The sequence below is a fragment of the Vibrio sp. BS-M-Sm-2 genome (genome assembly GCF_041504345.1).
GTDB lineage: Bacteria > Pseudomonadota > Gammaproteobacteria > Enterobacterales > Vibrionaceae > Vibrio > Vibrio satsumensis.
On the sequence record NZ_CP167894.1, the window covers coordinates 1,075,809 to 1,096,798 of the forward strand.

20 protein-coding genes and 1 pseudogene are annotated in these 20,990 nt (G+C 43.6%); 8 read left to right on the forward strand and 13 right to left on the reverse strand.

All coding sequences use genetic code 11. The annotated features are described in order from the left end of the window. Position 1 precedes the first annotated feature (1 nt). The 3 genes from lipA (at position 2) to AB8613_RS04905 (ending at position 2,480) form a co-directional block, all read left to right on the forward strand. Positions 2–967, forward strand: coding sequence for a lipoyl synthase (lipA, locus tag AB8613_RS04895; RefSeq protein WP_146491390.1), 966 nt, complete (start codon positions 2–4; stop codon positions 965–967). A gap of 164 nt (positions 968–1,131) precedes the next feature. Further along, positions 1,132–1,641: a helix-turn-helix domain-containing protein gene (locus AB8613_RS04900; protein WP_146492455.1), complete on the forward strand. Its 510-nt coding sequence runs from the start codon at positions 1,132–1,134 to the stop codon at positions 1,639–1,641. Beyond that, on the forward strand, positions 1,638–2,480 hold the full coding sequence (locus AB8613_RS04905) for an IS3 family transposase (RefSeq protein ID WP_327784266.1): 843 nt from the start codon (positions 1,638–1,640) through the stop codon (positions 2,478–2,480). The genes AB8613_RS04900 and AB8613_RS04905 overlap by 4 nt, the downstream gene beginning before the upstream one ends. Before the next feature lie 93 nt (positions 2,481–2,573). On the opposite strand, the gene AB8613_RS04910 is transcribed toward AB8613_RS04905, so the two are convergent. From AB8613_RS04910 to AB8613_RS04920, 3 genes are all read right to left on the reverse strand, one after another. After that, complete coding sequence (locus AB8613_RS04910) at positions 2,574–3,935, reverse strand: sodium-dependent transporter (RefSeq protein WP_372384576.1); 1,362 nt, start codon at positions 3,933–3,935, stop codon at positions 2,574–2,576. 289 nt (positions 3,936–4,224) lie between these two features. Next, entirely contained in the window at positions 4,225–4,983 is a 759-nt protein-coding gene (locus AB8613_RS04915) for a YggN family protein (RefSeq protein ID WP_372384577.1), read from the reverse strand. A gap of 88 nt (positions 4,984–5,071) precedes the next feature. Continuing rightward, positions 5,072–5,545, reverse strand: coding sequence for a GreA/GreB family elongation factor (locus tag AB8613_RS04920; protein ID WP_372384578.1), 474 nt, complete (start codon positions 5,543–5,545; stop codon positions 5,072–5,074). 145 nt (positions 5,546–5,690) lie between these two features. Here AB8613_RS04920 and AB8613_RS04925 point away from each other — a divergent pair, with 145 nt between their 5' ends. Then, on the forward strand, positions 5,691–7,625 hold the full coding sequence (locus tag AB8613_RS04925; protein WP_372384579.1) for an ATP-dependent DNA helicase RecQ: 1,935 nt from the start codon (positions 5,691–5,693) through the stop codon (positions 7,623–7,625). A gap of 96 nt (positions 7,626–7,721) precedes the next feature. Here the strand turns inward: AB8613_RS04925 and dinB are convergent, their stop codons facing one another. Beyond that, positions 7,722–8,798 (reverse strand): DNA polymerase IV, encoded by a 1,077-nt coding sequence (gene dinB / locus AB8613_RS04930; RefSeq protein ID WP_372384580.1) that lies wholly within the window; start codon positions 8,796–8,798, stop codon positions 7,722–7,724. 164 nt (positions 8,799–8,962) lie between these two features. Between dinB and AB8613_RS04935 the strand changes: the two are divergent. Further along, positions 8,963–10,200: pseudogene (locus tag AB8613_RS04935) on the forward strand (response regulator). A 134-nt stretch (positions 10,201–10,334) separates the two neighbouring features. Here the strand turns inward: AB8613_RS04935 and nqrM are convergent. The 9 genes from nqrM to bolA all read right to left on the reverse strand — a co-directional run bounded on the left by nqrM (position 10,335) and on the right by bolA (position 18,454). After that, a complete protein-coding gene (gene nqrM / locus AB8613_RS04940; RefSeq protein ID WP_009848378.1) occupies positions 10,335–10,589 on the reverse strand; it encodes a (Na+)-NQR maturation NqrM in 255 nt (84 codons plus the stop codon). A 16-nt stretch (positions 10,590–10,605) separates the two neighbouring features. Next, positions 10,606–11,610: an FAD:protein FMN transferase gene (locus AB8613_RS04945; protein ID WP_146491383.1), complete on the reverse strand. Its 1,005-nt coding sequence runs from the start codon at positions 11,608–11,610 to the stop codon at positions 10,606–10,608. A 174-nt stretch (positions 11,611–11,784) separates the two neighbouring features. After that, positions 11,785–13,011, reverse strand: a complete 1,227-nt coding sequence (gene nqrF, locus AB8613_RS04950; RefSeq protein WP_010439056.1) for an NADH:ubiquinone reductase (Na(+)-transporting) subunit F — start codon at positions 13,009–13,011, stop codon at positions 11,785–11,787. A gap of 29 nt (positions 13,012–13,040) precedes the next feature. Beyond that, positions 13,041–13,637 (reverse strand): NADH:ubiquinone reductase (Na(+)-transporting) subunit E, encoded by a 597-nt coding sequence (gene nqrE, locus AB8613_RS04955; protein ID WP_009848375.1) that lies wholly within the window; start codon positions 13,635–13,637, stop codon positions 13,041–13,043. A 7-nt stretch (positions 13,638–13,644) separates the two neighbouring features. Then, the gene (locus AB8613_RS04960) at positions 13,645–14,277 is read right to left on the reverse strand and encodes an NADH:ubiquinone reductase (Na(+)-transporting) subunit D (protein ID WP_008223083.1); all 633 of its coding nucleotides are present in this window, start codon (positions 14,275–14,277) and stop codon (positions 13,645–13,647) included. Then, positions 14,277–15,044 (reverse strand): Na(+)-translocating NADH-quinone reductase subunit C, encoded by a 768-nt coding sequence (locus AB8613_RS04965; protein ID WP_004735209.1) that lies wholly within the window; start codon positions 15,042–15,044, stop codon positions 14,277–14,279. Before AB8613_RS04965 ends, AB8613_RS04960 begins: the two co-directional genes overlap by 1 nt. Next, complete coding sequence (locus AB8613_RS04970; RefSeq protein WP_010439046.1) at positions 15,034–16,278, reverse strand: NADH:ubiquinone reductase (Na(+)-transporting) subunit B; 1,245 nt, start codon at positions 16,276–16,278, stop codon at positions 15,034–15,036. The genes AB8613_RS04965 and AB8613_RS04970 overlap by 11 nt, the downstream gene beginning before the upstream one ends. Before the next feature lie 5 nt (positions 16,279–16,283). After that, a complete protein-coding gene (locus AB8613_RS04975; RefSeq protein ID WP_032545690.1) occupies positions 16,284–17,624 on the reverse strand; it encodes a Na(+)-translocating NADH-quinone reductase subunit A in 1,341 nt (446 codons plus the stop codon). A gap of 521 nt (positions 17,625–18,145) precedes the next feature. Continuing rightward, a complete protein-coding gene (gene bolA / locus AB8613_RS04980; protein ID WP_004737616.1) occupies positions 18,146–18,454 on the reverse strand; it encodes a transcriptional regulator BolA in 309 nt (102 codons plus the stop codon). A gap of 174 nt (positions 18,455–18,628) precedes the next feature. Between bolA and AB8613_RS04985 the strand changes: the two genes are divergently transcribed. From AB8613_RS04985 to AB8613_RS04995, 3 genes are all read left to right on the forward strand, one after another. Beyond that, positions 18,629–19,780 carry a methyltransferase gene (locus AB8613_RS04985; RefSeq protein ID WP_372384581.1) on the forward strand — a complete coding sequence of 384 codons (1,152 nt, stop codon included), beginning with the start codon at positions 18,629–18,631 and terminating at the stop codon, positions 19,778–19,780. A 66-nt stretch (positions 19,781–19,846) separates the two neighbouring features. Then, positions 19,847–20,416, forward strand: a complete 570-nt coding sequence (locus AB8613_RS04990; RefSeq protein ID WP_017067736.1) for a YajG family lipoprotein — start codon at positions 19,847–19,849, stop codon at positions 20,414–20,416. Beyond that, positions 20,416–20,964, forward strand: a complete 549-nt coding sequence (locus AB8613_RS04995) for a peptidylprolyl isomerase (protein ID WP_372384582.1) — start codon at positions 20,416–20,418, stop codon at positions 20,962–20,964. Before AB8613_RS04990 ends, AB8613_RS04995 begins: the two co-directional genes overlap by 1 nt. Positions 20,965–20,990 lie beyond the last annotated feature (26 nt).

A 20,990-nucleotide genomic window follows, 5' to 3' on the forward strand; every position in this document is an offset into this window, starting at 1 on the left:
CATGAGCAAACCAATCCAAATGGAAAAAGGCGTTAAATATCGTGACGCTGACAAAATGGCATTAATTCCCGTAAAGAATATGCCTGCTGAACAGAAAGAAGTTCTACGTAAGCCTGAATGGATGAAGATTAAACTTCCTTCAGACAGCCATCGTATTCAAGAAATCAAATCAGCAATGCGCAAAAACAACCTGCACTCAGTTTGTGAAGAAGCGTCTTGCCCTAACCTAGCCGAGTGTTTCAATCACGGTACGGCAACGTTTATGATTCTTGGCGCTATCTGTACTCGTCGCTGCCCGTTCTGTGATGTTGCCCATGGTCGTCCTGTTGCTCCTGAAGCAGAAGAGCCGAAGAAACTGGCTAAGACGATTAAAGACATGAAACTGAAGTACGTAGTAATCACTTCAGTTGACCGTGATGACTTGCGTGACGGCGGTGCTCAGCACTTTGCTGACTGTAACCGTGAGATTCGCGAACTAAACCCACATATTCGTATCGAAACACTGGTTCCAGACTTCCGCGGTCGTATGGATGTTGCGCTTGATCTAATGAAAGACAACCCGCCAGATGTTTTCAACCACAACCTAGAGACAGCGCCACGTCTATACCGTAAAGCGCGTCCAGGTGCGAACTACAAGTGGTCTCTTGATCTACTGAAGAAATTCAAAGAGCAGCACCCTGATATTCCAACAAAATCAGGTGTGATGATGGGTCTTGGTGAGACGAAAGAAGAGATCGTTCAAGTACTGAAAGACCTTCGCGAACATGGTGTGACTATGCTGACACTAGGCCAATACCTAGCACCAAGCCGCCACCACTTACCAGTAGAACGCTACGTGCCGCCTTCTGAGTTCGATGAGCTGAAAGAGATTGCTCTAGAGCTTGGCTTCACTCACGCAGCTTGTGGTCCATTTGTACGTTCTTCTTACCATGCAGACTTACAAGCTCAAGGTATGGAAATTAAGTAAGCCATTACTTAACTCCCCTCTATTTGAAAGGCGCATCCCCTCAGGTATGCGCCTTTTTAGTATCGACAAACTGTCACGTTACATCGCCATCATTCAGATACAACAAAGCCGCTCTATGTGAACTGACCCCCAATAGTTGGACACCAATTATTGGGGGTCTTTTTATGTCCAAATATAGCCGAGAGCTAAAATGTATCATTGCTAAGCAATACTTAGATGGCACGTCATCTCTCTACTTAGCAAAACAATATTCAATTTCTTCAAGACAGATACGGTATTGGGCTCAAGTCTTTGCCATCCATGGTACTGATTCATTTTTACCAACTAACCATGCGGCTACTGCTCAGACAAAACGAAAAGCATTGAATTTAATGTGGACGAATGAATGGTCTCTCACGCACACTAGCGCAGTATTAAACCTCTCATCCCCTGGGATACTCTCAGTCTGGCTCAAACGATTTAATGAGCTCGGTATCAAAGGGCTCAAAATGCGCCAGAAAGGAAGACCCTCAATGAAACAGCAACCTCAACGTACCACTAAGCCTGATAATGAAATGACGCTTGAGGAGCTAAAAGAGGAGTTGGTTTACTTACGAACCGAGAATGCCGTTCTAAAAAAGTTGGAAGAGTTGGAGCAGGAAAAAAACCGTCGAACAAAGAAAAAGCGGTCATAGCTCTAACTCTTAAAGGCAAGTACCCGTTGAAGCACTTACTGCACACTCTACAGCTGGCAAAAAGTGTCTTTTATTATCAGGCTCAAACGAGCAAGCGCCCAAATAGCTACGAACGTGAGCTGCGGTTGATAAAGTCAATTTATCATGAGCATAAGGGCCGATACGGCTACCGCCGTATTCACTTGGAATTAAAAAATCAGGGGTTCGTGCTTAACCACAAAACGGTTCAAAGGCTTATGGCTCAGCTCAACCTTAAATCGACGGTCAGGATTAAAAAGTATCGTTCATACCGAGGAGAGTCTGGAACAGCTGCTCCCAACGTGCTTGAAAGAGATTTTAGTGCGACTCAACCCGACGAAAAGTGGGTAACTGATGTCACGGAGTTCAAAGTCAAAGAGCAGAAAGTATACTTGTCTCCCGTTGTCGACTTGTTTACTCAGGAAGTGGTTGCTTATAGAGTGGCCAAAAGTGCCTGCTTGCCGCTAGTCACGGATATGCTGACGGAAGCCATATCAAAGCTTAAACCCAACTCAAAGCCAATTATACATAGCGATCAAGGTTGGCAATATCGCCATCGACAGTATCAAAAAAAGGTAGCGGAGAGTGGGTTAACACAAAGCATGTCGAGAAAAGGTAACTGCTTGGATAATGCGGTTGCTGAAAACTTTTTTGCTTTACTCAAAACAGAGATGTATCACAACCAAAGCTTTGAAGATGCAGATGCTCTGATAGAGCAAATTAAAGAATACATCGAGTACTACAATACCAAACGTATAAAAGTGAAACTAAAAGGCCTGACTCCGATAGAATATCGAACTCAGGCCTTGAAAGCCGCTTAACAGAAATGTCCAACTTTACGGGGTCACTTCAATGAGAGCGGCTTTGTTAAATTAAGACGAGTGAACAATAGACAAATGGACAATAATGGCTAATTAGCCGAAAGAAGCCCAGATTACCGTTGCTACCAAGATTGGGCACACGAACTTCACATACATAGGCCAAACCTTACCAAACCAACCCAATTGGAAATCAGAGCAACCTTGCTCAAGCTCTTTCACTTTTGAAGCTCGGCTCCATACCCAGCCGCCGAACAAACAGAACATCAATGCGGCGATCGGTTGAAGGTACTGAGTTGCAATCGTCGCTACCATGCCAAACATCGCAGCAAAGTTGTAAACAATCACCACACTAAACAGCGCGATAGCGCCACCAATCACCCAGCTTGTTGGCGTGCGTCTAGTATTAAAACGCTCACTCACTAACGCCACCGGGCCCTCTAGCATTGAGATCGAAGAAGTCAGCGCGGCAATGGTTAGCAACAAGAAGAAAACAATCGCGAAGATCTGACCAAGCACACCTAAACTATCAAACATCAAAGGCAGAACTGTAAACACCAGCGTGTCAGAACTTAACAGCGATCCATCTTCGGCGTAGATTTGAACACCTTTTTGCATCGCAACAAACATTGCAGGCATTACTACCAAACCAGCAATAAAAGCCACTGCAGTATCTACCAGCGTCACGTTCATCGCCATTTTTGGCAGGTTTTCTTTCTTACTTAAGTAAGAGCCATAAACCAACATTGAACAGCCACCAATCGTTAGCGAGAAGAAGCCTTGCCCCATCGCCGCTAGAATCAGCTTTCTATCCCACACTTTCTCAAAGTCTGGAACTAGGTAATGTTTTAAGCCTTCTATCGCACCAGCTTGCGTCATGATGTAGACAAACAATAGGCCGAACAACACAAACAGTGCTGGCATCAAACGCGTCGACCACTTCTCGATGCCTTGCTTAACACCACCCTGTACAATCAGAATCGTCAGCACATAGAACGCGACGGTACCAAATACATTACGCTCAACGCTGAAGCCTTTAAACCAATCAGCAGCAGCCTCTAAACCAATCAGATCAGCGACGGCGCCAATTAGGAAGCAGATTAACCAACCACCAACAATACTATAAAACGCCAATACGGCACTTGGTACACTTAAGCCAATCCAACCGACAAACTCACCGACTTTTTTACCTAAAGGGTTTGCCGTCAACGAGCGCATGCTATCAACTGGATTTGCTTGGCCGTGACGACCGATCGCCATCTCAACCACTAGCATTGGGAAAGCAACCACAAAGATCATGATCAAATAGACCAAAAGGAAAGCACCGCCACCATTGCTGGCAACTTGAGTCGGGAACCCCCAAATATTACCTAAGCCAACCGCTGCACCAGCCGCTGCTAAAATAAAGCCTAAACGAGAGCTAAAATGCTCTCTTGAAGAGGAAGATTGTTGGTCCATATCGCCCGCATTAAAAATCAGTGAACTAGTTGAGGAGTACAGTAATAAAAAGCAATGATAGGTACAACCAATAAATGAACAATTATCTAATTTTTACAATCAATACGCTATTTAGAACCATAAAATTAACAAACGACCAGTCTTATCGTTCAATTAAAAGCAATAAAGCGAGGTGGCAGGCTTGAAAAGGAAATGGATTAAATTGAGATAAATACTCGCCGTGTGGCTACATTTGTACAAACAAAAAGAGCACCAACCGATGCTCTTGCTATTCATAAGTCGATCCAGATTAGATCGTGAAGACTTGATAGTCTTTTAGGTTCGGAATGATTTCATGCAACTCTTGCTCTTGTTCCGCCATCTCATCAAGAGAATCACAGAACTCGTTTGCTTCTTCTTGTACTTGTTGAGAGTGTTCTTTCATTCGCTCTTCAACTTTCAGCTTTAATTCAGCCATACTGTCAGCTAGTTCGGTAAGGTTTAGACCACCGTCTTGTTTCATTTTTTCTGACATCGCATTAAAAGCGCTAGAAATAAATTCTTGGTTAAAGATCTCTTTAGCCTTCTCGAAATCTTCAGACCAACCATTGGCCATCGAATCAAAGCTTTCTGCTGGTAGCACTAACTCGCCATCTTTATAGTAACGCGCTTCCAGCTCAGCAAAGTAGGTTTTCATTGATTCTTTTACATTATCAAATGACTCAGGTGAATCCAGACTAGCCGCAATATCATCAATCACGTCATTGGCTAACGCTAGGCTATCGCTCGCCATTTGTTTTGCGCGTGGTAAGTACTCACTCATGTTTTCGCGGTATTTCTCAATCGCCGCTTGTTGGTTGGCATCAAGCTCAACCTTCTCACCATGAATATAGAGATCGTTGTTGCCATCAAAAACGGCAGTATCGCCATTCACTTGATGGATTTCGACTTTTTGATCATCGATTCGTAATTCATTCTTCAAATCAACGCGACACTGAGCAGCAAAAGTTGGCAGGCTCACAACAGAGATTACCGCTGTTAATGATGCAATTAATACGCTTTTTTTCATAACATCCTCTCATCAATCTGACAAATTACTATACCTTGGGTTTATACTTCTTTGTCAGAGCAACGTCTTATATTCCTTAGCCAATTATTCAGTCAACCGATATCACTTCGTAGCAAAACTGTTTATCAGCAACTTTAAATTCAATTTCATCACCGACTTCTTTACCCATTAACGCCTGACCAAAAGGTGCATTTGCCGTCACGATAGCTACTTCATTATCATTCCACGTGACAGACAGCCCCCCAACTCTCGGCCCCATAAAGAAGTGTTTATATTTATCTCGCTCGTCAATGACCACAACATAGCTGCTCACCGTAATCTTCTCACTATCACGCAGCACTAAGTTACGATAACACTGAATATCGTCCTCACACTCTTGCACCCTCACCGCTTGACCATGGGCAAGATATGAAGCTTCTAGCGCCAATGTATCGTACTTATGTTCAGGCACTGTCTCTTCATCTGTCGCAGCGTCAATCGCGCATTGAGTGGCAGATTGTGCGATACGTAATCGGGATTCGAGTTGCTCTATAATTATTTGGCGAAGCTCAGACTTATTCATACTATTGGGGTGCTTTTCTATAGGAGCTACAGAATAGAATTAGGTACAATCAGGTGCAAGACATTTGATTCATCAAGCGACGCTATCATGAATAGGCGCCCGCTTTAGCATCAATACGACACTTAATAACTCAGGTAGAACATAAATGATTGAGCAGAAGCTAAAACAAGTATTCGGATTCGACTCACTGCGTAATGGACAAAAGCAAGTCATTAATAATGTTCTATCTGGTCACTCAACTGCGGCCATATTCCCTACAGGCTCAGGTAAATCTCTGTGTTATCAATTACCAGCATTAGAATTGCCGCACTTAACCTTGGTGATATCACCGCTGTTAGCCTTGATGAAAGACCAACTCGCTTTCCTGCACAGTAAAGGCATTAGCGCGGCAGCAATCGAATCAAGCCAAGACAGACAAATCACCCAACAGGTCATGCAGTCGGTACGTAACGGTGATACAAAGATCCTCATGATCTCCGTTGAACGCTTGAAGAACGAGCGCTTTCGTCAGTTTATCTCTCAAGTGCCGCTCTCACTGCTTGTGGTCGATGAAGCGCACTGTATTTCAGAATGGGGACACAACTTCAGACCAGATTACCTGAAGCTTCCTCAATATCAGAAACAGCTCAATATTCCTCAAGTGCTGCTACTGACAGCAACCGCGACGACATCTGTTATCCAAGATATGAAATCGAAGTTCGAAATTGATGAGGAACGCGTTGTGGTTACGGGGTTCTATCGTCAAAACCTCGACCTGTCGATTCAACCTTGCGAACAAACCAGCAAGCTAGAAACCTTGTGTAATGTCGTTAACCAAGCTTCTCTCGCTCCAACTATTGTTTATGTCACCCTTCAACAAACAGCAGAGATGGTGGCTCAGCAACTTCGCAATGCTGGCGTTAATGCGGTGGCTTACCATGCGGGTCTTAAGCCTGAAAATAGAGATGCTATTCAACATCAATTCATGAATGATGAAGTGAGCTGTATCGTCGCAACCATTGCGTTTGGTATGGGCGTGGATAAGTCCAACATTCGCCGAGTAATTCACTTTGATTTACCAAAATCGATAGAGAACTACTCACAAGAGATCGGCAGAGCTGGCCGAGATGGTCAAGCGTCTGAATGTATTCTACTCGCTAACAAACATGGTTTAAGCACACTCGAGAACTTCGTTTTTGGTGATACGCCCGACAACATATCGATCCAGGCAGTATTGAAAGAGATCTACGAAAATCAAAACATTGGCGCTTCTGGCTCGAACCAATGGGAGATCATGCTTAACCAGCTATCACGTGAATCCAACATTCGTCAATTACCGCTTAAAACACTACTGGTGTATCTCGAAATTGAAGGTGTGATTGAGCCGAAGTACAGCTACTTTGCTGATTACAAATTTAAGTTCATTCGCCCAAAGCAGCAGATCACAGAGCAATTTCAAAGTGAACGTCGTCAATTTGTAGAAGCAATTTTCCAATGCTCTCCTCAAGCAAGAGTGTGGTGCCAAGTCGACTTCGATGCACTTTGGACTCACTTCCAAGCCGATCGTCAGCGCGTAATTGCAGCTATCGATTACTTCAATGAACAAGGTTGGATTGAATTGGAGAGCAAGCAGATCACGGATGTCTACACGATCCACAATACTTCTGAAGATATGATGCAACTGTCCGAGCGTCTAACTGAGTTGTTTAAAGCAAAAGAGAACAGCGAGATAAACCGTCTTAGCCAAATGCTGAATTTCTTTGAGGCGGATACTTGCCTTAGCTCACGCCTTGCGAGTTACTTTGCTGATGATAAAGCACCAACAAACTGCGGTCACTGCTCTGTATGTCGAGGAGAAGTGGCAATCTTACCAACCGTTGATGTTGAACCTGTCGATGATGAGACGGTGATGACATGGATACATGAATTTATTTCTGCTAGCCAACAATTGATTACCGACGAAGCTATTACTCGCTTCTTATGCGGAATCGCCACCCCACTTTCAACCAAGCTTAAAGCCAGCAAAATGGTTGGTTACGGTAAGCTAGAGCAGCAACCATTCAGTGATACCTTAGCGCGAGTTAAGCAACTTCCTAGATAAGCTAATTTCCTTGATTAGAAAAAACCGACTAGGTTATCAAACCTAGTCGGCATTCAAATACCAACACTTCTAAATCTATACTCCCAACGCCTTACCCTAAAAGAAACTCAACTGGCGCATTTGATCTTTGGGTTGCAGCATCACACTTAAACCAAGCAGACGTATTTCTCGCCCCTGTTGTCTTTTCAGTATTTCACTTAACAGTTCTTTGAAGTGTTCACGATCTAAAGAGGCGTGGATGTGCTCAATAGTAGTTTGTTGAAAGTCGGCAAACTTGAGCTTAATGCCCTGTTTGATGATCGCTTTGCTTGGGCTGGCTTTTTCTAAACGAGTTTCGAGTTCAGGAAACAACTTGTCTTCGATTACCTGCCAGCATTCGGCGTAGGTTGAAATATTTTGGGTAAAGGTGCGCTCTACGCCTACCGATTTTCGCTCGCGCTCGATGATAACTTCTCGATCATCAATGCCATGACTGCGCTTCCAGAGTGATGCACCTTGACGGCCAAACTTGAGTAGCAGGTCTCGATAGTCAGACTCCTTGATATCCTTACAAGTAAAAAAGCCTGCTTGATGCAACTTTTCAATACTCACCTTGCCGACACCAGGAATCTTTTCAAGTGGTAGCTCATCGATCACTGATTGCACATCTTGTGGAGGGATAACAAACTGACCATTGGGCTTATTCAGATCCGAGGCCACTTTCGCCAAAAATTTAATCGGCGCAATACCTGCAGAAGCCGTCAGATTTAGTTCATTCCAAATATCACGGCGAATCGACTCAGCAATAAGTGTAGCTGAACCATGACACTGCTTAGAATCGGTGACATCAAGGAAAGCTTCATCCAAAGAAAGAGGCTCAATGACTGATGTGTATCGAGAGAAGATTTCACGGATCTTTTTAGATATCTCGACATAGACCGACATTCTTCCCGGCACAACCAATAGGTTAGGACAAAGCTGTAGGGCTTTTCCTGTCGGCATTGCAGAGCGAACACCAAACTTGCGGGCTTCATAATTACAGGTGCTCAAAACGCCGCGTTGCTTTTCATGCCCACCAACAGCTAACGGGCGATTTCGGTAAGCAGGGTTATCACGCATTTCTACAGCCGCGTAAAAACAATCCATATCGACATGAATTATTTTTCTTACTCTCTCTTCACCCGCGCTACACATCTAGGAATTACTCGACCTTACAACTGTATCTATAAACAGTATAATCCAATTATTATCAGATTTAAAACGATCTCGAGTCCAGCTAAAGAGGTTTCGCTTCAATAGTCATAAGCTCTTCTGATACTATTGTTAACGAGTATTTAGTCTATAAGTAGGGATCGCTTGTGAGTGAAAAAATACTAGTAGTGGAAGATAGCCGAGCATTCCGCAACTACCTGTACCAACAGCTTAAAAATAGCGGTTATGAGGTCGCACTTGCTGAATCGATTGCAGAGGCAAAAAACATCTTGGAACAAGAGACGGATTTCTTGTGTGCCGTATTAGATTACTGCTTACCTGACGGGCAAGACGGTGAGATCATTGATCTCGTATTAAGCTATCAACAGAAAATAATTGTTCTTACCGGGATGTTCGACAATCAACTGCGAGAGCAAGTCCTAGCAAAAGGCGTTATTGACTACATACTTAAAGACAGTATGTCATCAGTAAGCTACCTACTCCCTCTGGTTCAAAGAATTTCAAATAATCGTCACCACAAAGCATTGGTTGTCGATGATTCTGCGGTCGTTCGCCGTTACATAGCTCAACTTCTAGAACACCAATATATCCAAACTATCCAAGCCGAAGACGGCGAACAAGCATTAAAGCTTCTTCATAACGACCCTGAGATTACATTCGTTGTTACAGACCATGATATGCCGAAGAAAGATGGTATAGCGATGATCCGTGATATTCGACGTGATCATGATAGAAACCAATTAGCTATTCTAGGACTGTCAGGCAGCGATGACCGCACCATGACAGCTCGATTTCTGAAAGCAGGAGCTAACGACTTCCTTTACAAACCTTTTAACCAAGAAGAGTTTTTCTGCCGAATCCATCAACTGCTTGATATGAAAGAAGCGGCCAATGAGCTGTTTCGACATGCCAACGAGGATGCTCTTACTGGCTTATGGAATCGTCGCTACCTGTTCAATCATCCTTGTAAGGGCTGCGATCAACGAAATATCGCGATGATGGATATCGACTTCTTTAAGAAAGTGAATGATACCTTTGGCCACGATGGTGGTGATGCCGTGCTGATCGATGTAGGGAAAATCATCAAAGATCATTTTAAAGACGATGTCGCTGTACGCTTTGGGGGGAAGAGTTTTGTATTCAGTCATGCGGTGCGTTTGAGAGCTTTGTTGACAATTTAGAGTCCATGAGAGAAGCCATTGAAAGCCACGTTGTTGTACATGACTCTCAAAGAATCAAGGTCAGTATCAGTATCGGCGTAACCGATTTAGACGCGAAGTTAGATGAACAGATCAAAGCCGCTGACGAGCTTCTTTATACGGCAAAAGAGCAAGGTAGAAACCAGCTAGTGTTTGCGCGTAACAGCATGCAAATCGAACAATAGGCATTCGTTTTTGTTTCCATTTTTAATCTGCCAAGATAAATGACTAAGCCTCAAAACCAAAAAAGCTCAAGAAGATAATCTTGAGCTTTTCAATTTAAGGGCACAGATAACTCTATCCCTATGACTGTCACTAATTAGGCGATACGGTCTTTACTCCAAGCCGCTTCTTTTTGTTGGCGTTCAGCTAGCTTCTCTTCACGGTAAGCTTCACGTGCTTCACGCTTCTTACGCGCGTCACAGGGTTCAGGACAGTTACATACTTTATCAATACCAACAGCACCTAAGCCACCACAGCTACCTTTCACAACTTTCTTTTGGATAATGTAGCCAATTGACATTGCTGCGATTACTGCAAGAAAAACACCAAATGTAATCAGAAATGTATTCATAATTATCTCGCTTACCTTATTTACCTAAGTATGGCTTAAATGCTTCAGAAGCAATTTCTTTAAAGCCATCTGCTGTTTTTACCACCATGAACACTGGAATGTTATGTTGGTTTGCGACTTCCATTCCTTTTTCCTCACCTAAGACCATAAGGCCAGTAGATAAGCCGTCTGCAGTCATTGAAGACGGGTTTAAAACAGTCACAGAAACCACTTTATGATGAAGAGGCTTTCCTGTTTCTGGGTTGATGATGTGTGAGTAACGAACACCATCACGCTCAAAATAGTTGCGGTAGTCACCAGACGTTGCGATCGCCATATCACCAGGTTCGATGATCTCTTGAATGTTGCGTTCGTCAATACTTGGCTTCTCGATGGCAATACGCCAGCCTACATTTTCTCGGTTTAGGCCTTTCAAGCGGATTTCACCACCTACTTCTACCATGTAGTTGTGAATACCAATTGAATCAAGGTAATCAGCAACAACATCAACGCCCCAACCTTTTGCAATGGTTGACAGGTCGACGTACAAATTAGGCAAGTCTTTAGTTAACTTGTTGCCTTCAACGCTCAAGTGATGAATACCAACTTTAGCTTTACGAGCAGCAAGCTCTTCATCTGATGGAACCACTTCCGGACGAGCTTCAGGACCAAAACCCCAAAGGTTAACTAATGGACCAACCGTAACATCCAGCGCACCTTCAGTAAGACCGTTCAAACGAATTGCTTCTTTCACAACGATAGCGGTTTGTTCAGAGACTTCGAATGCGTCCGCACCTTTGTGTTGGTTGAAACGACTCAGCTCTGAGTCTTCACGGTAAGTCGACATTTGATCATTCACTTCTTCAAGTAGACGATCGATCTCAGTATGAACTTCGTTAGACTCCGGAAATTCATCACCATTGATGTATTTAATATTGTAACTGGTGCCCATTGTCGGGCCACTTAAATGCACTTGCTCTCTTGGCTGTTCACAGCCAGCAAGAAAAATTAAAGAAGTTAATGCAACAAGCCAAATTCTCACTTGCTTACTCCTGTCTAATGTTGAGGATTTATATAAGGAAAAATAAGAGTAAAAAATAGGTATTTTGAATGCCTTACTCTTTCTTATATAAGCCAGTATGTTGTCAAAAATAGTCTTAGAAAAACAAATGGCTGACTCGTGAGAGTCAGCCATAATATCAATCACTTAAATGGATTAACCACCGAAGTCATCTAGTAGGATGTTTTCATCTTCTACACCAAGATCTTTCAGCATGCCGATAACAGCCGCATTCATCATTGGTGGACCACACATGTAGTACTCACAGTCTTCAGGAGCTTCGTGATCCTTCAGGTAGTTCTCGTACAATACGTTGTGGATGAAACCTGTGTAACCGTCCCAGTTGTCCTCAGGTTGAGGATCAGACAGTGCACAGTGCCACACGAAGTTCTCGTTTGCAGCCGCTAGGCCATCGAAATCTTCAATGTAGAACATCTCACGCTTAGAACGTGCACCATACCAGTAAGACATCTTACGAGTAGAGTTAAGACGCTTAAGTTGGTCGAAGATATGTGAACGCATTGGCGCCATACCTGCACCACCACCGATGAATACCATTTCATTGTCTGTGTCTTTAGCAAAGAACTCACCAAATGGACCAGAAATAGTACATTTGTCGCCTTCTTTAAGAGACCAGATGTATGAAGACATCACACCAGGAGCTACGTCAGGGTTGTTTGGCGGCGGAGTTGCGATACGCACGTTAAGCTTGATGATGCCTTTCTCTTCTGGGTATGAAGCCATAGAGTAAGCACGGATCGAATGCTCTTTAACGATAGACTCGTAACGGAACAAGTTGAACTTATCCCAGTCACCACGGTATTCCTCAGGAATATCGTAATCTGCGTATTTCACGTGATGTGGTTCAGCTTCAATCTGAATGTAACCACCCGCGCGGAACGGTACTTCTTCACCTTCAGGGATTGCTAGAGCAAGTTCTTTGATGAAAGTAGCTTCGTTGTTATTCGAGATAACAGTACATTCCCACTTTTTAACACCAAAGATATCTTCGTCTAGCTCAATCTCCATGTCAGTTTTCATAGCAACTTGACATGCAAGACGTTCGCCTTCGCGAGCTTCGCCTTTTGTGATGTGATCAAGTTCAGTTGGCAGGATGTCGCCACCGCCAGACTTAACTTTTACACGACACTGACCACAAGAGCCACCGCCACCACAAGCAGAAGATACGAAGATACCAGCGCCAGCTAGGGCACCAAGTAGCTTGCTACCAGGTTGAGTAACGATCGCCTTTTCAGGGTCGCCGTTTACTGAAATAGTGATGTCACCTGATGGTACCAGCTTAGACTTAGCGAAAAGAATCACTAGTACTAGAGCCAATACAATAATGGTAAACATCGCTACGCCAAGAATAATGCTTTGCATTTGTTATTCCTTATTACTGGGTGCTTACCCTACAGTTGAACACCAGAGAAAGACATAAAGCCTAACGCCATCAGACCAACAGTAATGAACGTGATACCAAGGCCACGTAGACCTGGAGGTACGTCAGAGTACTTCATCTTCTCACGGATACCCGCAAGAGCAACGATAGCTAACATCCAACCCACACCAGAACCGAAGCCGTAAACAACAGATTCAGCAAAGTTATAGTCACGAGTTACCATGAAAGATACACCACCAAAGATTGCACAGTTAACTGTGATCAGTGGAAGGAAGATACCTAGTGCGTTGTACAAAGGTGGGAAGAAACGGTCTAGAACCATCTCTAGGATTTGCACAAGTGCCGCGATAACACCGATGAATGCGATGAAGTTAAGGAAACTTAAATCGACACCTTCAACAAGCGCGTTTTCTTTTAGGATGTGTGTGTAAACAAGGTTGTTTACAGGAACAGCGATTGTAAGTACTACAACTACCGCAACACCAAGACCAAAAGAAGTTTTAACTTTCTTAGATACCGCTAGGAATGTACACATACCTAGGAAGAAAGAAAGCGCCATGTTTTCGATGAAAATCGATTTAACTAGCAGACTAATATAATGTTCCATGACTACCTTACCCCTTCGCTTCTACTTGTTCTGGTTTGAACACACGAATTGCCCAAATCAAGAAACCAATTAGGAAGAATGCAGAAGGTGCTAGAAGCATCAAGCCGTTTGGCTGATACCAACCACCGTTGCTCACTAGAGGTAGTACTTCCATACCAAATAGTTTGCCAGAGCCTAGAAGCTCACGGAAGAAACCAACAGTGATAAGAACGAAACCGTAACCAAGACCGTTACCAAGACCATCGATTAGAGATGGGATTGGTGCAGACTTCATTGCGAATGCTTCAGCACGACCCATTACAATACAGTTAGTAATGATTAGGCCAACGAATACAGATAGCTGCTTAGAGATATCGTATAGGTATGCTTTAAGCACTTGGTCTACCACGATTACTAGTGATGCGATAATTGCCATCTGAACGATGATACGCACACTGTTAGGAATGTGGTTACGGATCAAAGAAACGAAGAAGTTAGACAGAGCAGTAACAAACATTACCGCGATAGTCATAACAAATGCTGTTTCTAGCTTAGTGGTTACCGCAAGAGCAGAACACACACCAAGAACCTGTAGCGCAATTGGGTTGTTGTCCAACACCGGCGCTAAGATGCTCTTTTTAATTTCTTTTGCACTAGACATTAGTTCAGACCTCCGTCACGAACTTTTGCTAGGAACGGACCAAAGCCCATATCACCTAACCAGAAGTCAAATGTATGTTGAACACCAACGCTAGTCAGTGTTGCACCAGAAAGGCCATCTACACCGTGCTCAGAACCTTGAGGAGCGCCACCTTTAACAACCTGAATAGCAGGCTTGTGGTTTTCGTCGAATAATTTCTTACCAACGAATTGAGCACGCCAAGTTGGGTTCTCAACTTCACCACCAAGTCCAGGAGTTTCACCTTGCTCGTAGTAAGTGATACCAGAAACTGTGTTGCCATCAGTTTCTACCGCAACGAATGCGTACATCATTGACCATAGACCGTTACCGTGAACAGGGATGATAACTTTAGAAGTTTCAGCGCCATCTTTCACTAGGTATACAGTACCCGTGTTAGCACGACGAATGATCTTAGCGATGTCATCTTCAGCTGAAAGCTTGATTGACTGAGCTGGATCTTTTGCCGCTTTACGTTGGTCGTATGCAGCAGCGTCGCCGTCAACGAAATCGCCAGTAGCGAAATCAACTAGACGAGGTTCAATGTTCTCTGCGTACAGTGCTGGAATATTACCCGCAAGTTCAATGCCCGCAACTTCAAGGATCTTAGTTTGCTGATCCAGAACTGCGTTAGCTTGTTGCTTAGGTTTAAGAACAACTGCAGCTGTTGAAACGATGATTGAGCACACTAAGCTCAATGCGATAACAACAAACAGCGTCTTTTTAATGCTATCGTTATTACTTGCCATAGCGCGCTAGTCTCCGCTTAATGTTCTTCTCGATTACAACGTGGTCAAACAGAGGAGCAAATAGGTTTGCGAATAGGATCGCAAGCATCATGCCTTCTGGGTATGCAGGGTTAACTACACGAATCATTACACACATTGCGCCGATTAGGATGCCGTACCACCACTTACCACCATTGGTAAATGACGCTGATACAGGGTCTGTTGCCATGAAGAACATACCAAATGCGAAGCCACCTAGAACTAGGTGCCAGTGCCAAGGCATGCTGAACATTGCGTTAGTGTCAGAACCGATCACATTAAACAATGTTGATACAGCAATCATACCGATCATAACACCAGCAATGATGCGCCATGAAGCAATGCCCATGTATACGATCATTGCAGCACCGATCATAAGTGCAAGCGTTGATACTTCACCGATAGAACCTGGAATGTTACCAATGAATGCGTCCATCCAAGTGATCGTCTCACCAGATACCGTGTTCATTAGCGCGCTACCACCGCCTTGAGCCCATTGGCTAAGCGCTGTTGCACCAGAGAAACCGTCAGCTGCAGTCCAAACTACGTCACCAGAAATCTGAGCAGGGTATGCAAAGAATAGGAACGCACGGCCAGCAAGTGCAGGGTTTAGGAAGTTACGACCCGTACCACCAAAGATCTCTTTAGCAACAACAACACCGAAGGTAATACCTAGTGCAGCTTGCCATAGAGGAAGTGTTGGCGGAACAATAAGCGCGAACAAGATAGAAGTAACAAAGAAACCTTCGTTAACTTCGTGCTTACGCACCATACAGAACAGTACTTCCCAGAAACCACCAACGATAAAGACCGTCGCGTAGATAGGTAAGAAGTAAGTCGCACCCAAGAGCATCTTACTGCCCCAACCTGCATCGGCTCCTAAGGAGGCTCCAAGCATTTCGGTTAGCCAGTAGTGCCAGTTACCATCAATGATAGAAACTAGTTCTGCACCTGAATACATGTGGTTTAGTGCTGCAATAGCTTGACCACCTGCGTTGTACATACCCCAGAACATTGCTGGGAATACCGCAAGCCAAACCATGATCATGATACGTTTTAAGTCAACGCTATCACGGACATGCGAGCTTTTCTTTGTAACTGTACCTGGTGTGTAGAAAAGTGTTGCTGCAGCTTCGTAAAGCGCAAACCACGTTTCGTGTTTACCACCTGGTTCAAAATGATGCTCGATGTCTTCAATAAACTTTTTAAGGCCCATGAAAATTACCCTTCCTTCACAATTGTATCTAGGCATTCACGAAGTAACTGACCGTACTCGTACTTACCAGGACATACAAAGGTACACAGTGCTAAATCTTCTTCATCTAGCTCTAGCGCACCAAGTGCTTGTGCACTATCAACGTCGCCAGCACATAGATCGCGAAGCAGCAAAGTAGGCTCCATATCTAATGGCATTACTTTCTCGTAGTTACCAATTGGAACCATAGAGCGATCACTACCGTTTGTTGTCGTTGTCATGTTGAACAACTGACCTTTAAACACGTGACCAAGGAATGAACGAGTAACAGAGAACTTGTTCTTACCAGGCATAGCCCAGCCAAATAGCTCTTTATCACGACCTTCACGAAGAACCGAAACCTGTTGATGGTAACGGCCAAGGTAAGCATGTGGACCTGAAGCGTGAACACCAGATAATACTGAACCTGAGATCAGGCGAACTTCACCTGGCATCAACTCGCTGTCCGTCAACTCTTCAAGGCTAGCACCAATTTGAGTACGAACTAGGCGTGGGTTATTAACTACTGGACCAGCCAGAGAAACAACACGCTCAGAGTAAATCTCACCAGTAAGGAACAACTTACCGAATGCGATAACGTCTTGGTAGTTAATGCTCCACGCTACATTTTGTGCATTTACCGGGTATAGGTAATGCATATGCGTGCCTGCAAGACCTGCAGGGTGTGGGCCATCAAAAACATGTTCTTCAACGTTAGACTGAGCTGAACGAGGCAAGCTAGTACCTTTTTTACAAACGTACACTTTACCGTTAGTCAGAGTTGAAAGAAGATCTAAACCAGCAACGAAAGCATCAGACTGCTCGTTAATGATTAATTCTGGCTCAGCTGCTAGCGGATTAGTATCCATAGCAGTAACGAAAATAGCCTGAGTTTCAGAATCAACTGCTGGAACCTTGCTGAACGGACGAGTTCGCAAAGCGGTCCATGCGCCAGACTCAACTAACTGAGCTTTAACCGTTTCACGGTCAAGACTTGCTAGTTGGTTAGCTTCATAGCTATTGAACGTGATTTGCTCATTGCCTGCTACTTCAATCACTACTGATTGAAGAACACGCTTAGCACCACGGTTCACTTCAATAACTTTACCGCTTGCTGGAGAAGTAAATACAACACCTGGGTTCTTTTTATCTGCAAAAAGAACTTGGCCTTTCTTCACTTCATCACCAACGCGAGCATGCATCGTAGGACGCATACCAACGTACTCTTCGCCAAGCAAGGCGACTTTAGTGATGGACTTACCATCATTAATCACCTGGGATGGAGTTCCTGCGATAGGAAGATCCAAACCCTTCTTTATTGTAATCATACGCACTTGCACTACTTTATCGGGAAAAAGATTCTTTTAATTGCGTAAATTCAGGACGTTTTAAAATCGCCCTTAGACACGACATTACAGTGTCCGGTCTTGGTAAATTTGAGATACCAAAATCGCAACATTACATTAATAAATTCACCACAAAGATTATGTGAGATTTATCAGGTGCCGTATTCTAGCATTTTTTGACAACTTGATGCCATGACCAATAACTTGAATACGGCCTATATTTGGTGAGATTTGAAGCATATGGACTCTAAAATATGTATAAATTTGACGAGCCGCACAGATAAAATGGCTTTTGAATCGTGTTTTAAACAAGAGATTAATACTCTGTCACAAACTCATATTTTTCGAGTTATGTTGAAACACTGTTAATAAAAACACTACTCGTTGTGGGTATTTTCAACCGCTCGATTTACCATCAGTTTGAGTGATATAACAACGAAAAACAGATGTATTTGGCAACAAAAAAGGTGGCATCGCCACCTCTTCTATATTCGATTACTCTACTATTTCCCACCGCCCATACACATTGGGCTATCTGGCACGTTATCTAGCTGCTTCAACCATTCATCTTTTGTATAAGTGTGAATGGACAGTGCGTGAATATTGTTCGCAAGCTCTTCTGAAAGAGCTTTATTTACCGCTCGATGACGAGCAATAAGGCGTAAACCTTCAAACGCATCGCTGACAACAATCACTTTAAAATGACTCTCAGAACCGGCCGGAACATTGTGCATATAGCTCTCATTGATCACGTTTAAATGACTTGGTGAAAACTCATTGTGCAATTTTGTTTCGATAACTTCTTGGATCATTGTGATTCCTTTATAACGTATTGGCATTATCCGTGGGGTGAGTATAAACCCTAATAGGTCGAGTGTCCGAGTATTTAATAGCGAATGGCATAGGTTTGGTTGAGTTTTATCTATCTTGTTCAGGCCGCATTTGAGACAATATCTTTGTTATTTCTTACATAAGTATCTCAAGCAATGAAAACCGAACTTACCTTTCACGACAGAACTTTGACCTTACATCGTTTCCCAAAACGTTCAAATGAAACCCTTCAAGCTTGGGATGCGGGCGACGAATACCTGATCAGTCATGTTGAAGAGATGAATCTTGAACCTGGCAAACACATCCTGATCATGAACGACAGCTTTGGTGCCCTATCCGCTTGGTTCTCGAAAGATCATGATGTCACCATGATAAGCGACTCATTTATTTCTCATCGCGGTGCGCTAAAAAACTTACAGCGTAATCAATGTAATCGAGTCAACTTTTTAAACACCATGGATGATATCCCGCACGGTATCGACCTTGTGATCATGCAGCTACCAAAGACCAACCGCCACCTTGTATGGCAGTTAAGTCAGTTACGCCAAGCACTGTCAGAAGGCTGCCAAGTGATCGGTGTCAACAAAGTCAAAGAGATCCACACCTCTACACTTAACCTTTTCGAGAAGTACCTAGGCGAGACCAAAACCTCGTTAGCGAAGAAAAAGCACCGCTTGGTTTTCTCTTCTCCAAATTGCCAACCTGTTCAAACGGTAGAGCCTTTTGTGGAGTGGGATGTAGACGGTGAAGATATCCGCCTGAAAAATTTACCAAATGTTTACTCAGGGGAAGCACTCGATCAAGGCGCTCGCTATATGCTAGAGCATATCCCTCAAGATCCAGAGCTGCGTCATATCATCGACCTAGGCTGTGGCAACGGTGTATTGAGCGTAAAAGCAGGGCAATTGAACCCACAAGCTCGTATTACCTGTGTGGATGAAAGCTTTATGGCTGTGGAGTCAGCACGCCAAAACGTCAAGGATAACCTTGGTGAAGACGGCAACTTCCAGTTCATCGCCAACAACTGTTTAGATGGCTTTAAGAAAAACAGCACCTACTTAGTGATGTGTAATCCTCCATTCCATCAGCAACAAGCGATTACTGATCACATTGCATGGCAAATGTTCTGTGATGCAAAGCATGTTCTTAGCAATGGAGGCAAATTAATTGTTATTGGCAACCGACACCTCGGATACGATGTCAAACTAGCGAGACTATTTGGTGAAGCTAACGTTGAAACGCTTGAACTAAACCAAAAATTTGAGATATTACAAGCAACAAGAGAGCCTGCGAATTTTAATAAATAAGCAGAAACGACTTCACAAGAATTTAAGATACCGAGCTTCTGGTGTGAATTTAGAAAGGATAAAGGAATGAAAAAACTGATTTTGGCTGCTTCTATTATGGCTTTGACAGCATGTTCAGCCCCTCAGCAAGAACAAATCAATGTAATGCCAGAAGCTTCACTAAGCTCAAGCAACCTTGTACAAGGCAAAACATACACACTAACCAGTAAAGATGTTCGTGCCGCTCAATATGTTGCATTGGTTGATAGTGGCCGTTCAAACATTCAACCAATTCATGCTAAGCAAAACATGCGTATTTCTCTAGAAAACGCTATTGCTCAGCAGTTAGAGTCTCAAGGTTTTCGTGCAAGCGTAAACAGTGAAAACTCAATTGTTTTGGAGATTCAAGAAGCGCTTGTTACCGTAGAACACACCATTATGGAAAACAAAATGGACGGTAAAGTGACGCTTGAAGTTACGGCTGAAACGCCTGAAGGCAAGTTAGTGAAAACATTCAACGGTACTGCAACGCGCACTGGTGCTTTGAGTGCCTCAAATGACGACATCTCTATGGTTCTTAATGACGTAATTAACTTGGTTCTTACGGAAATCGCTAACGACCAAGAGCTACAAACTTACATGAAGGAACGTTTCTAATGGTTCGTATTTTATCTTCTATCGCATTAATGCTGGTGAGCGTGAGCGTTTGGGCTGGTCCTAAAGTGAACGTAGAAACAACATTAGGCGACTTCACAATTGAGCTAAACCAAGAACAAGCACCGGTTAGCGCAGAGAACTTCCTAAAATACGTCGCAGACGGCAGCTACGAAGGCACTATCTTCCACCGTGTTATCCCTGGTTTTATGGCGCAAGGTGGCGGCTTCGATCAAGATATGAATCAACAAGCGACTTATGCTCCTATCAAAAATGAAGGCAGTAACGGCCTAAAGAATGATACAGCAACGATCGCAATGGCTCGTACCAATGCGCCTGATTCTGCAACTCGCCAGTTCTTCATTAACTTTTCAGATAACGACTTCTTAAACGCTAAAGGTGGCAACCCTGGTTACGCTGTATTCGGCAAAGTAACCGAAGGCTTTGACGTTGTTCAAAAAATGGCAACGCTCCCAACTAAGCGAATGGGCCGCATGTCAGACATTCCAGTCGACCCAATCGTCATCACTAAAGTGACCCTTCTTAAGTAATCCAATGTAGCGCCCTTATTTCTTAA

What these genes read in the sequence shown, in the direction of transcription:
- lipA (WP_146491390.1), top strand. Translation starts at nt 2, where the DNA reads ATGAGCAAACCAATCCAAATGGAAAAAGGCGTTAAATATCGTGACGCT.
- AB8613_RS04900 (WP_146492455.1), top strand. Translation starts at nt 1,132, where the DNA reads ATGTCCAAATATAGCCGAGAGCTAAAATGTATCATTGCTAAGCAATAC.
- AB8613_RS04910 (WP_372384576.1), bottom strand. Translation starts at nt 3,935, where the DNA reads ATGGACCAACAATCTTCCTCTTCAAGAGAGCATTTTAGCTCTCGTTTA.
- AB8613_RS04915 (WP_372384577.1), bottom strand. Translation starts at nt 4,983, where the DNA reads ATGAAAAAAAGCGTATTAATTGCATCATTAACAGCGGTAATCTCTGTT.
- AB8613_RS04920 (WP_372384578.1), bottom strand. Translation starts at nt 5,545, where the DNA reads ATGAATAAGTCTGAGCTTCGCCAAATAATTATAGAGCAACTCGAATCC.
- AB8613_RS04925 (WP_372384579.1), top strand. Translation starts at nt 5,691, where the DNA reads ATGATTGAGCAGAAGCTAAAACAAGTATTCGGATTCGACTCACTGCGT.
- dinB (WP_372384580.1), bottom strand. Translation starts at nt 8,798, where the DNA reads ATGTGTAGCGCGGGTGAAGAGAGAGTAAGAAAAATAATTCATGTCGAT.
- nqrM (WP_009848378.1), bottom strand. Translation starts at nt 10,589, where the DNA reads ATGAATACATTTCTGATTACATTTGGTGTTTTTCTTGCAGTAATCGCA.
- nqrF (WP_010439056.1), bottom strand. Translation starts at nt 13,011, where the DNA reads ATGCAAAGCATTATTCTTGGCGTAGCGATGTTTACCATTATTGTATTG.
- nqrE (WP_009848375.1), bottom strand. Translation starts at nt 13,637, where the DNA reads ATGGAACATTATATTAGTCTGCTAGTTAAATCGATTTTCATCGAAAAC.
- AB8613_RS04960 (WP_008223083.1), bottom strand. Translation starts at nt 14,277, where the DNA reads ATGTCTAGTGCAAAAGAAATTAAAAAGAGCATCTTAGCGCCGGTGTTG.
- AB8613_RS04965 (WP_004735209.1), bottom strand. Translation starts at nt 15,044, where the DNA reads ATGGCAAGTAATAACGATAGCATTAAAAAGACGCTGTTTGTTGTTATC.
- AB8613_RS04970 (WP_010439046.1), bottom strand. Translation starts at nt 16,278, where the DNA reads ATGGGCCTTAAAAAGTTTATTGAAGACATCGAGCATCATTTTGAACCA.
- AB8613_RS04975 (WP_032545690.1), bottom strand. Translation starts at nt 17,624, where the DNA reads ATGATTACAATAAAGAAGGGTTTGGATCTTCCTATCGCAGGAACTCCA.
- bolA (WP_004737616.1), bottom strand. Translation starts at nt 18,454, where the DNA reads ATGATCCAAGAAGTTATCGAAACAAAATTGCACAATGAGTTTTCACCA.
- AB8613_RS04985 (WP_372384581.1), top strand. Translation starts at nt 18,629, where the DNA reads ATGAAAACCGAACTTACCTTTCACGACAGAACTTTGACCTTACATCGT.
- AB8613_RS04990 (WP_017067736.1), top strand. Translation starts at nt 19,847, where the DNA reads ATGAAAAAACTGATTTTGGCTGCTTCTATTATGGCTTTGACAGCATGT.
- AB8613_RS04995 (WP_372384582.1), top strand. Translation starts at nt 20,416, where the DNA reads ATGGTTCGTATTTTATCTTCTATCGCATTAATGCTGGTGAGCGTGAGC.